A 10,911-nucleotide genomic window follows, 5' to 3' on the forward strand; every position below is an offset into this window, starting at 1 on the left:
GATGCGGCTTCGGGATCGGCGTCGCTCCGGGCGACCGCTTCATGCGATCGCACGGAAAGAAGGGAAAACGGATACACAGCTCGAACACTCCTGGACACGACATCGCATTCTCGCGGCGAACGACGCCCGAGGCTTGCCAGCGACGTCGCCCTCGAAAATCAGGAGAGGGCGCGGGGAATGCCGGGTGAGGGCCTCACCCATGGCCCGCCTGCAACAAAGAAAGCAGGCGGCAGTCACCACAGGTTCAGCCGCATCATCCGGCATTCCCCGCGCGATGGACCTACGGCTTATACGTGGTCTCCCTGGTGCGCCGGGCTTTCTGGCCACCATCGGTCGGAGCATTCGTCTCCCTCGACCTTGACACCAGCATCGGGGTGTCAGGACATCACGACTTCGCCGTGCGCGCCGGATCGTTCGTCCGCATGATCAGATCACGCTGCAACCCGACGCGCCCACCGCATCCCGCCCTCCACGTTCATGACGATCGCGAAGCGCCCCTCTCATGAGGGCGGGACCGGCATAGAATGCATGATTTCCGATTTTTGGAAACAAGAAAATGCGGGGCACAGGAGGCGAGCGGGGCGATCTGATTGACCCGGCTCAACAAATCAGCTTTCGCGCGCGCGCGTCTTCGATCGTTCGAGCGGGCGACAGAGCTCTTGTCGTGCGCGAAAACGCGCAACTGATTTGCCCGACGAGCAGTCCGGCTGTTGCAGATCCGTCGCATTGCGGAAGCCGGTAACGTCATCGCTTCACGCTTTGGTCTTGACGGTTTCGGAAAATTCTGCGCATAGCTCTGCCCCATCGCAATCGGCCGCCGACCATCACCGGCGCGCTCTTGAGGACTACGACCGTGTTGAGCCTACGCTCACATCTCGCGAACGCCGCCACCAACGAACGACCCTTTAATCGGTCGAGCGATTGGTCGGGTCTGCGCGTCGCCTGTCAGGGTCCAAGCGATCTCGTGAAAATCCTGGCCCGACCGGGACTCCAGATTTCAGCAAGAGCATAACAGCGGCGGGACTGCACCCTCCGCGCACCAAGCGGAGGGTTGGATGACCCGGACGTCAGGCGAAGATCCCGAGACTTGCGACATTGCGCGCGCACTGGATTCACCGGTGGCAGCAGCTTTCGTGCGCATCGTCATGACGTGCCGAGGCGTGACCGAAGCGCGCGCGCGGCAGCTCTATCTCGACTACCTCAATCGCACCGATCCGGACGCGTTTCATCCGCACGCGGTGGACGGCGGCGCGATGGCCGGCGAGCGTCGAGCAGTGCGCCGGGTAGACCATGAGGCCCATGTCCCCATCTGGCGAAGGGACCGGACCGTCGATCCGGGAAGGCGGGTTCGATTCCCGCCATGGGCGCCAGAACGACCAGGCGGTTGAAGCGAAGAGAGGAGGTCGACGATGTCAGCAACAAATCCGGCGCTGGTTCTCAACGCCGACTTCCAGCCGCTGAGCTACTTCCCGCTGTCAGTGGTCAGCTGGGAGGATGCGATCAGGGCAGTCGTCAGCGGCTCTCACGTCGTCGTCGCGGAGTACGACCGGGTGGTTCGTAGCCCGAGCGTCACCATGCGGCTGCCGGCGGTGATCGCGCTGCGCGACTATGTCAGGCCCGCGATGCGCGTGCCTTTCACACGGTTCAACGTGTTCCTGCGCGATCGCTTCGAATGTCAGTACTGCGGCGGCCGTTATCTGCACGGCGAGTTGACGTTCGACCACGTGGTACCGCGGGCCGATGACGGCGAGACGTCGTGGACCAACATCGTCGCCGCTTGCAGTCCATGCAACGCGCGCAAGGACCGGCGCTATCTCAAGCCGCGACGGCCGCCCTTCGAGCCGACGCGGCACGAGCTGATGGCCGCGCAGCGCCTGTTTCCGCCGAGATTCCTGCACGAGACGTGGCAGGATTATCTCTATTGGGACGTGGAGCTGGAGCGGTGAGGAGAGGTGGCCCAGATGAGCGTGCGCCGAGGTCCAGCGGGCCTCGGCGTAAGCGACATCCGGGCTACGAAATTGCGTCGCCCGCATTTGCATGCGAGCGACGTCGTTATTAGTAGATCGATATGTAGACGATTAGTTACGGAATGAGATCGTTCGAAAATATTCGATGTTTACGTCTTGCGCGTGCCGTTGATTGTGTGTAGTAGCACGGTCCTTCGTGATGACTTTGGTTCGGGCTCGCTGAAATCCCGACTGGCGCGGCCGGTGTCCGGTCCCGTGTTCCGTCGTCGCAAAGAACAAGGAGTCTGTAGCTCATGGAGAGCGTCGGGTTGAAGGCCCGAAGGCATCGGTTCGATTCCGATCGACACCACCAAAGGATAGCTCAGTTAGGTAGAGCAGATGACTGTGAATCATCGGGTCGCGGGTTCGACTCCCGCTCCAGCGCTTCGGTTTAGCCTGAAAAGCTAATCGCCTCTGACGAGGACCGGACGCGCGCTTCAGTCGCGGTCCGGCCGTTTTGCCCAAGAAGAAAGTTCTAGGGCATTTCGACCAGATCAAGACACTGCAGAACCGGCTCTGTGCCGCGGTGGATACCGCGTCTGAAGATGCCGGGAAGGCTGCGCAAGGACGCTCGGGCTGATAGCTCGTGTGACCGCGCGCGTGCGCCCGGCATCGTCAGATGCTCAAGCCTCGGTCCGCTCGGTTCACGCAGGAAGCGTCGTCCGGTCCTCACGTCCTTTGATCAATGAATCGCGTTTCGGCCGATGGGCCGGACGCAAGCTGTGGGAGTGTGTTGTGACTTGGCATCTGGTGACGAAGACCGTGACGGTGGAGGATGGCGAGCGGGCGCTGGTCTGGCGCGACGGCCAGCTCGTGCGCGTGCTCGCGCCGGGCCGTCATGCGCTGCTCGACCCGCTGCGCCGGCTGAAGGTGCAGGTGTTCGACGTGGTCAGGGCCGAATACCCGGCCGAGCGCTTCGCGGTGCTGAAGGCCGCGCGGCCCGATCTTGCCGCCGAGCTCTTCGAGGCCGTGGAGACCGGCGCGGACGAGATCGCGATCGTCAGCCTCGACGGCCGGCCAACGCATCTGCTCACGCCGTGGCAGACACGCGTCTACTGGAGGGTGGCGACGAAGGTCGAGGTCGAGCGTATCGACATCGCAAGCGACGTGCGCGTGAGCGCGCGGCATCTGGCGATGATCGAGCGTAACCGGCCGGGCATCGTGACCGAGGCCGTGGTCGAGAACCACGAGGCTGGTCTGCTCCATGTCGACGGCAAGCTGACCGAGCGGCTGGCGCCGGGCCGGCATGCCTTCTGGGCGATCGGTCGCAAGATCGAGGTGAAGCGCCTCGATCTCAGGCCCACGGTGCTCGAAATCACCGCGCAGGAGATGCTGACCAAGGATCGCATCGCGCTGCGGGTGACGCTGACGGCGTTCCGGCGGATCGTTGATCCGGAGGCGGCAGTGGCGACGTCGCCCGACGTGGATGCGTGGCTGTACCGGCTGGTGCAGTTCGCGATCCGGGAGGCGGTGGCGTCGCGCACGCTCGACGAGGTGCTGGCGGCCAAGGTCTCGCTCGATGCCGAGCTGCGCGACTACGTGCGCGCGCGGCTGGGTGTTTCGGGCGTCGAGGTGACGGAGCTCGGCGTGAAGGACGTGATCCTGCCCGGCGAGATCCGCGACCTCGTCAACAAGGTGGTGGAGGCGGAGCGGCTGGCCAAGGCCAACCTGATCCGTCGCCAGGAGGAGACCGCGGCGACGCGCTCGCTCCTGAACACTGCCAGGCTGATGGAGGAGAACCCGCTGCTGCTGCGGCTCAAGGAGCTGGAGTCGCTGGAGCGCCTGGTCGAGAAGGTCGGCCGTATCGACCTGCACGCCGGCGACGGCGCCGGCCTCGACGCGCTGCTGACGCGGCTGGTGCGGCTGAAGGCGCCGGAGACGGCGTGACCGATAAGAGAGGCCGCCCACGGGCGGCTTCTCGCTTGCGATGGAGGGAGCGTGGGACAGAATTGAAAAAGCTGCTGGGTTTCGTGAGTATGGATTCCGGGCTCTCGCTGCGCGAGCGCCGGAATGACGGGAGGAGAGATCACACCTCTCTCCACGCGTCATTCCGGGGCAGCCGCGTAGCGGCTGAGCCCGGAATCCATAACCACGGCTCTCGGATGGCATACTACGTCTATCTACTGGCGAGCAAAAAACACGGGACGCTCTATCTGGGCGTCACGAATGATCTCATTCGACGCGTCTACGAACACCGAACCAAGGCGGCTCCGGGCTTCACCTCGCGCTATGACATCGGCAAGCTCGTCTGGTTCGAAATCTACGACAACGCGATCACGGCCATCGCGCGCGAGAAGGAGCTGAAGAAGTGGCGGCGCGACTGGAAAATCAGGCTGATCGAGGAGAACAACCCGAATTGGGACGATCTGTATCCGGGGATTTGTGGTTGAGACGGTGCCTCACACTGATCGTCGGTAGTATGGACTCCGGGCTCGCGCCGTCTGCGCAAATGGCTTTGCCATTTGCTCGCCGACGCGCCCCGGAATGACGCATCGAGAGATCATGCGCTCTTTCCTCCGGCGTTCTGGGCCAGCACAGTGTCGTGGCATAGATCATCGACGGATGCCATATGCTTGGCCCGCGATGAGCGCAACATCTTGGTGTCACGAACTACGCACGCACAGCCACCACTCGTCGCGCTACGAGCGGCGAATGAACGCAGCTGCCGCTGGATGTTACAAACTGACCTGATTGGAATGTGAGACGAGCCATGATCGACGGAAACACCCTGATCGCCTGGGGCTTCAAGCCCGGTCGCTGGTTCAAGGAGGGGCTGGCGACGGCCAATGCGATGCGGGCCGATGGCGCCGATGATGACGCGATCTTCGCCGCGCTGCAGGAACTGCAGCCGGCGGAGACGCTGATGCGCACCAACGGCGTGCCGTTCGCGATGCTGATCGAAGCCGACAACGAGCTGGAGCGCGCCAATGTCGCGGCGGTGACCCAGCACATGGATGCGTTGATGCGGGTGCCGACCATCGTAGCCGGCGCCGTGATGCCGGACGCCTGTCCGTCGGGAACGGCGCTCGGCACCATCCCGGTCGGCGGCGTGGTCGCCTGTGAGGACGCGATCCATCCGGGCTTCCATTCCTCCGACATTTGCTGCTCGGTGGCGGTGACGGTGTTCGCGCGCAAGGACGATCCCAAGCGCATTCTCGATGCGGTTCACGCCGTGACCCATTTCGGTCCCGGCGGACGCGACCGGCTGCATCAGCCGCCCGACGAGGTGATGGCAGGGTTCGAGGCCAACCCCTTCCTGAAGGGGCTCGAGCGCTTCGCGATCGGCCACTTCGCCACGCAGGGCGACGGCAACCACTTCGCCTATGTCGGCCATCTCAGGTCGACCGGGCAGGCGGCGCTGGTGACGCATCACGGCTCGCGCGGCTTCGGCGCACAGCTCTACAAGCGCGGCATGGCGGTGGCGAAGCGGCACACCGCGATCCATGCGCCGAAGGTCCCGGAGCACAGCGCCTGGATCAAGGCGTCGAGCGACGACGGCCGCGCCTATTGGGAGGCGTTGCAGGTCGCGCGGCTGTGGACCAGGGCCAATCACCACGCGATTCACGATCTCGCTGCGGCGAAGCTCGGCAACGCCGTCGCGGACCGGTTCTGGAACGAGCACAACTTCGTCTTCCAGAAGAGCGACGGCCTGTACTACCACGGCAAGGGGGCGACGCCGAACTGGTCCGGCTTCTCGGCTGACGATGACGGACGCACGATCGTGCCGCTCAACATGGCCGAGCCGGTGCTGATCCTGAAGCATCGCGACAACAAGGATGCGCTCGGCTTCGCGCCGCACGGCGCTGGCCGCAATCTCGGTCGGAAGGCGTTTTTGCGCGCGCATCGCCCGGAGATGCCCGAGGGCATCGATGCGCGGTTCTATTGCGGCAAGCCTGATTTGTCGGAGCTGCCGCAGGCCTACAAGAACGCGGCGTCGGTACGGGCGCAGATCGCACGGTACGGCCTCGGCGAGGTGACCGACGAGGTGATCCCTTACGGCTCGATCATGGCCGGTGACTGGGAAGCCGACGCGCCGTGGCGGAAGGGGCGATGAAGACTCCAAATCGGTGAGGTCGCCCACGGGCGGCCTCCTGTTGACGGGGCGGCAGGCGCCGGAGGTGATCAGCGGCCGCGTGGCCGCCGGTTCATTTGGCGATTGCGCATGGCCGGGCCTTCCATCATCCTCAGGCTGTGAAGAAGGGGGGAGACGCGATGACGAGCCTGGATGCGGGTGCAATCGGGCCGAAGCGCGAGCCGTGGTGGGCGATCGCGGGGATATTCATCGCGGGCTTTGCGCTGCTGTGCCTGCTGCTGGCCTCGCCGGTACTGATCCGCTCCTTCCTGTATCAGCCGTTCAACATCCCTTCATCCTCGAACATTCCAACGCTTCTCGTCGGCGATGTCTTCTTCGTGTCGAAATATCCCTACGGCTACAGCCGCTTCACTTGGCCGTTGTCATGGCCTTCCTCGTTGCCGCCGTCGGCGCGCATCTGGGGCGCGACACCTGCGCGCGGTGATGTGGTCGCGTTCTTCCTGCCGAAAGACAATGCGACCGTCTACATCAAGCGCGTCGTCGGACTGCCCGGCGATCGCGTCCAGATGAAGGATGGAGTGCTCTACATCAACGATACGGCCGTCGAGCGCGAGCGGGTCGAGGATCTGACCGGAGAGGCTGCCTGCGGCGGCGATGCCAACGAGCGCGTCAAGCGTTGGCGCGAGACGTTGCCGAACGGGGCAAGCTACGAGACGCTGGATTGCCTGGACCACGGCTTCTTCGACAATACCAACGTCTTCGTCGTGCCGCCCGGGCGGCTGTTCATGCTCGGCGACAACCGCGACAACTCGACCGACAGCCGTGTGCTTGGCACCATCGGCTATGTGCCGATCGAGAATGTCATCGGCCGCGCCACGATGATCTTCTTCTCGGCCACGAGCGCCGAGAAAGGCAAGCCGGGCCGGATCCGTTTCGAGCGGATCGGGACGATGGTGAAGTAGGGCGGCGCGGAGCCCGTAGCCCGCATGAGCGAAGCGACATGCGGGATCACCTGGTCGGTTCGTGACACCCCGGATGTCGCTCCCGCCTGCGCCCTTCGGGATGCGGCGTGCGCTCATCTGAACTACGCATTGAATGCATCGGGGGCATGAGCCCGAAACCGAGGCTGGCGATGCGACAATTCCAGCACAAACGAAAACCCCGGCATCGCTGCCGGGGTTTTGCAATTGTCGTCTGCGACGAAGCGTCGGACTTAGAAGTCCATGCCGCCCATGCCGCCGCCCGGAGGCATCGCGGGGCCGCCGGCGTTCTTCTTCGGCAGCTCGGCGACCATGGCTTCGGTCGTGATCAGCAGCGCAGCCACGGAGGCGGCGTTCTGGATCGCGGCGCGAACCACCTTGGTCGGGTCGATGATGCCCTTGGAGACCAGGTTGCCGTACTCGCCGGTCTGGCTGTCGAAGCCATAGGCGTACTGGTCCTTCTCCAGGATCTTGCCGACGATGACCGAGCCGTCCTCGCCCGCGTTGATCGCGATCTGGCGGGCCGGGGCGGAGAGCGCCTTGCGGACGATCTCGATGCCGGTCTTCTGGTCGTCGTTCTTGGTGCGCAGGCCCTTGAGCTGCTCGGACGCCCGGAGCAGGGCGACGCCGCCGCCCGGCAGGATGCCTTCCTCGACAGCCGCGCGGGTCGCATGCATCGCGTCATCCACGCGATCCTTGCGCTCCTTGACCTCGACCTCGGTCGCGCCGCCGACGCGGATCACCGCGACGCCGCCCGCGAGCTTGGCCAGACGCTCCTGCAGCTTCTCACGGTCGTAGTCCGAGGTGGTCTCCTCGATCTGCGCCTTGATCTGCTGAACGCGCGCCTCGATGTCGGCCTTCTTGCCGGCGCCGTTGACGATCGTGGTGTTCTCCTTGTCGATCATCACCTTCTTGGCGCGGCCGAGCATGGAGAGGTTGACGTTCTCGAGCTTGATGCCGAGATCTTCCGAGATCGCCTGGCCGCCGGTCAGGATCGCGATGTCCTGCAGCATGGCCTTGCGGCGATCGCCGAAGCCCGGAGCCTTGACGGCCGCGACCTTCAGGCCGCCACGGAGGCGGTTGACGACGAGCGTAGCCAGCGCCTCGCCCTCGACGTCCTCGGCGACGATGACCAGCGGCTTGCCGGTCTGCACCACGGCCTCGAGCAGCGGCAGCAGCTCGTTCAGCGACGACAGCTTCTTCTCGTTGATCAGGATGTAGGCGTCATCCATCTCGACGCGCATCTTGTCGGCGTTGGTGACGAAGTAGGGCGAGATGTAGCCGCGGTCGAACTGCATGCCCTCGACGACGTCGAGCTCGGTCTCGAGCGACTTGGCTTCCTCGACGGTGATGACACCCTCGTTGCCGACCTTCTTCATGGCGTCGGCGAGGAACTTGCCGATCTCGGCGTCGCCGTTGGCGGAGATGGTGCCGACCTGGGCGATCTCGTCGTTCGACGTGACCTTCTTGGAGTTCTTGACGAGGTCGGCAACGACCGCCTCGACCGCGAGGTCGATGCCGCGCTTCAGATCCATCGGGTTCATGCCGGCGGCAACCGCCTTGGCGCCTTCGCGCACGATGGCCTGGGCCAGCACGGTCGCGGTGGTGGTGCCGTCGCCGGCCGCATCAGCGGACTTCGAGGCGACCTCGCGCACCATCTGCGCGCCCATGTTCTCGAACTTGTCGTCGAGCTCGATCTCCTTGGCGACGGTGACGCCGTCCTTGGTGATGCGCGGCGCGCCGAACGACTTGTCGAGGACGACGTTGCGGCCCTTCGGACCGAGCGTGACCTTGACGGCATTGGCGAGGATGTCCACGCCGCGCAGCATGCGGTCGCGAGCGTCGACGCCGAACTTTACGTCTTTTGCTGACATATTGGGTTTCCCTGAGTTGAATTGGTCGTCTCACCCTGGGCAGGGCGCCCGCAGGCGCTCCTCAGGGTGAGCGTTGAGCGGGTTGGCTTAGGCGGCCTTCTTCTTCGACGCGGTGTCGGTGAGCACGCCCATGATGTCGCTTTCCTTCATGATCAGCAGCTCGTGGCCGTCGATCTTGACCTCGGTGCCCGACCACTTGCCGAACAGCACGCGATCACCGACCTGGACGTCGAGCGGGACCAGCTTGCCGCTCTCGTCGCGGGCGCCCGGGCCCACCGCGATCACTTCGCCCTGCGAGGGCTTTTCCTTGGCCGAGTCGGGGATGATGATGCCGCCAGCGGTCTTCTCTTCGGCGTCGATGCGCTTGACCACGACGCGGTCGTGAAGCGGACGGAAAGCCATACAGTCCTCCTAAGCTATTGAGGCGATTGTCAGTTTCTGGAAATTTGGCAGTCGGCGCCGGCGAGTGCCAGCACGCAGGCTGGATTTAGGGGAGAGCATTCAGCCGGGCAAGGGCTTGTAGCAGAAAAATTAGCAGTCAACTGCGGGCTCTGCCAAAGCGTTCCGATAGCGTTAACGGGAGCGGAACGAACCATGAAACCCCGTATTAGCACCTGGGCTAAGTGGCTGCTAATGCAGCATTTTTCAACATGTCGTTAAACATTTAAGCTTGAGATGGGTTGAGGACATGCGTCACATTTCTAGGCAGTGAGCGCATCTTTGCCGGGTGGCTCCATCCCGGATGGCCACACGGACATGCGCTCCAGAAACGGAGGTTGGCATGGTGTCGAAGGTTGAGGTTTCCGAGGACTTTCGGAAACAGGTGCTGGGTTACGGGCTGACGACGGCGCAGATCCTGTATCGGATGCCGGACCATCGCTCGCTGCTGCAGACCTATGTCTGGCAGAACTACGACCTGTTTCCGAAATTCCCGGCGCTGCAGGACTTCCTGGCGTTCTGGCAGGAGAAGATCGAGGGTCCGCTGTATTCGGTCACGGTGGCGCATTCCAAGCTGATCAAGCCGGCCGAGCTGCGCGCCGTCGACGGCGTCTTCCGGCTGCATTGAGGCTGACAGCCACCGCTGCCGCCTCATGAGATTCCGGGGCGCGCGAAGCGCGAGCCCGGAATCCATCGGGCGGCAGAACGCGCGGAGGAATGGATTCCGGGCTCGTGCTTCGCACGCCCTGGAATGACGACCTTTGTTGGAGCGGCTGCTGGGACTCTCCAATATGTGCTACCCTCGCGACGAGGATACGCAGGGAGAGCACCATGGCCACCAAGAGCCGGACGACCAAGCCCGCATCACGCGCCGCCGCCAAGTCAGCGGCGCTGAAGACCGGCAAGAGCAGTAAGGCGACGGCGAAGGCCGTTACGAGAACTAGCGCCAAGCCGCTGGCGAAGACGCCCGCCAAGCCGGGCCGGGCGGCTGCGCCCTCGGCGCGCAAGGCGCTGGCGAGCAAGGGGCGACCAGCGCCGGCGCCGCGCCGCCGCAAACAGAAGGTCGCGATCAGCCATCACCGCGAGGAGGACTTCAAGGCCGACGGCCTGCGCGCCTATGCCCATTACCGCGACCTCGGCATCGCCGACGCGACGCACGGTTTGGCGCGCGCGCATGTCATCCGCATGCTGCCGCCGTGCAATCCGCAGGAAGTCTCCAAGCTGCACACCCATGCGGTCGACTTCCAGATGGTCTATGTGCTCAAGGGCTGGGTGAAGAGCTACCTCGAAGGCGTCGGCGAGACGCTGATGCAGGAGGGCAGCTGCTGGACCCAGCCGCCGAAGATCCGGCACATGATCCTCGACTATTCCGACGACGTCGAGCTGCTGGAAGTGATCCTGCCGGCCGACTTCAAAACCGTCGAACTGTCGACGTAAAGCCGACAGAAATGGATGGAAACATTTGCGCGCGATGGACGGCGGTCCCATCGCGCGTGTGTGTTGACATCCGGTCTCGCGTCACTGGGACGGATGGGCCGGCGACGAATCCGTAAGAGGTGTTCGCCGCGGGCTTGCGTAAA

10 protein-coding genes and 3 tRNA genes are annotated in these 10,911 nt (G+C 64.2%); 10 read left to right on the plus strand and 3 right to left on the minus strand.

What is annotated here, in order from left to right; all coding sequences use genetic code 11:
- Positions 1–1,112: 1,112 nt before the first annotated feature.
- Positions 1,113–1,301 carry a hypothetical protein gene (locus QX041_RS03170; protein ID WP_316164462.1) on the minus strand — a complete coding sequence of 63 codons (189 nt, stop codon included), beginning with the start codon at positions 1,299–1,301 and terminating at the stop codon, positions 1,113–1,115.
- Between QX041_RS03170 and QX041_RS03175 the strand changes: the two genes are divergently transcribed.
- From QX041_RS03175 to lepB, 8 genes are all read left to right on the plus strand, one after another.
- Positions 1,296–1,370, plus strand: a tRNA-Asp gene (locus QX041_RS03175). The two genes, QX041_RS03170 and QX041_RS03175, sit on opposite strands and share 6 nt — an antisense overlap.
- Positions 1,371–1,409: 39 nt before the next feature.
- Positions 1,410–1,946: an HNH endonuclease gene (locus QX041_RS03180; protein WP_316164463.1), complete on the plus strand. Its 537-nt coding sequence runs from the start codon at positions 1,410–1,412 to the stop codon at positions 1,944–1,946.
- Between the two features lie 300 nt (positions 1,947–2,246).
- Positions 2,247–2,319: transfer RNA gene (locus QX041_RS03185), tRNA-Phe, on the plus strand.
- Positions 2,320–2,321: 2 nt separating this feature from the next.
- Positions 2,322–2,387 (plus strand) — tRNA-His (locus tag QX041_RS03190).
- 354 nt (positions 2,388–2,741) lie between these two features.
- Positions 2,742–3,893, plus strand: a complete 1,152-nt coding sequence (locus QX041_RS03195; protein WP_316164464.1) for a slipin family protein — start codon at positions 2,742–2,744, stop codon at positions 3,891–3,893.
- A gap of 215 nt (positions 3,894–4,108) precedes the next feature.
- The gene (locus QX041_RS03200; protein ID WP_315826474.1) at positions 4,109–4,396 is read left to right on the plus strand and encodes a GIY-YIG nuclease family protein; all 288 of its coding nucleotides are present in this window, start codon (positions 4,109–4,111) and stop codon (positions 4,394–4,396) included.
- A gap of 320 nt (positions 4,397–4,716) precedes the next feature.
- On the plus strand, positions 4,717–6,060 hold the full coding sequence (locus tag QX041_RS03205) for an RtcB family protein (RefSeq protein WP_316164465.1): 1,344 nt from the start codon (positions 4,717–4,719) through the stop codon (positions 6,058–6,060).
- Between the two features lie 158 nt (positions 6,061–6,218).
- The gene (lepB, locus tag QX041_RS03210) at positions 6,219–7,001 is read left to right on the plus strand and encodes a signal peptidase I (RefSeq protein ID WP_316164466.1); all 783 of its coding nucleotides are present in this window, start codon (positions 6,219–6,221) and stop codon (positions 6,999–7,001) included.
- A 251-nt stretch (positions 7,002–7,252) separates the two neighbouring features.
- On the opposite strand, the gene groL is transcribed toward lepB, so the two are convergent.
- Positions 7,253–8,893, minus strand: coding sequence for a chaperonin GroEL (gene groL, locus QX041_RS03215; RefSeq protein WP_315714737.1), 1,641 nt, complete (start codon positions 8,891–8,893; stop codon positions 7,253–7,255).
- 87 nt (positions 8,894–8,980) lie between these two features.
- Positions 8,981–9,295, minus strand: coding sequence for a co-chaperone GroES (gene groES / locus QX041_RS03220; RefSeq protein ID WP_315714736.1), 315 nt, complete (start codon positions 9,293–9,295; stop codon positions 8,981–8,983).
- A 379-nt stretch (positions 9,296–9,674) separates the two neighbouring features.
- On the opposite strand from groES, the gene QX041_RS03225 reads away from it, so the two are divergent.
- Both QX041_RS03225 and QX041_RS03230 read left to right on the plus strand, forming a co-directional pair.
- Positions 9,675–9,959, plus strand: a complete 285-nt coding sequence (locus QX041_RS03225) for an usg protein (protein WP_315714735.1) — start codon at positions 9,675–9,677, stop codon at positions 9,957–9,959.
- Positions 9,960–10,162: 203 nt separating this feature from the next.
- The gene (locus QX041_RS03230; RefSeq protein ID WP_315749404.1) at positions 10,163–10,768 is read left to right on the plus strand and encodes a cupin; all 606 of its coding nucleotides are present in this window, start codon (positions 10,163–10,165) and stop codon (positions 10,766–10,768) included.
- Positions 10,769–10,911 lie beyond the last annotated feature (143 nt).

The organism is Bradyrhizobium sp. SZCCHNRI2009 (genome assembly GCF_032485115.1).
Taxonomy (GTDB): Bacteria; Pseudomonadota; Alphaproteobacteria; order Rhizobiales; family Xanthobacteraceae; genus Bradyrhizobium.

Bases quoted from the DNA above. Each gene is read 5' to 3' on its own strand.
- QX041_RS03205 (WP_316164465.1), top strand. From the start codon at position 4,717: ATGATCGACGGAAACACCCTGATCGCCTGGGGCTTCAAGCCCGGTCGC.
- QX041_RS03170 (WP_316164462.1), bottom strand. From the start codon at position 1,301: ATGGGCCTCATGGTCTACCCGGCGCACTGCTCGACGCTCGCCGGCCAT.
- groL (WP_315714737.1), bottom strand. From the start codon at position 8,893: ATGTCAGCAAAAGACGTAAAGTTCGGCGTCGACGCTCGCGACCGCATG.
- QX041_RS03180 (WP_316164463.1), top strand. From the start codon at position 1,410: ATGTCAGCAACAAATCCGGCGCTGGTTCTCAACGCCGACTTCCAGCCG.
- QX041_RS03230 (WP_315749404.1), top strand. From the start codon at position 10,163: ATGGCCACCAAGAGCCGGACGACCAAGCCCGCATCACGCGCCGCCGCC.
- lepB (WP_316164466.1), top strand. From the start codon at position 6,219: ATGACGAGCCTGGATGCGGGTGCAATCGGGCCGAAGCGCGAGCCGTGG.
- QX041_RS03225 (WP_315714735.1), top strand. From the start codon at position 9,675: ATGGTGTCGAAGGTTGAGGTTTCCGAGGACTTTCGGAAACAGGTGCTG.
- groES (WP_315714736.1), bottom strand. From the start codon at position 9,295: ATGGCTTTCCGTCCGCTTCACGACCGCGTCGTGGTCAAGCGCATCGAC.
- QX041_RS03200 (WP_315826474.1), top strand. From the start codon at position 4,109: ATGGCATACTACGTCTATCTACTGGCGAGCAAAAAACACGGGACGCTC.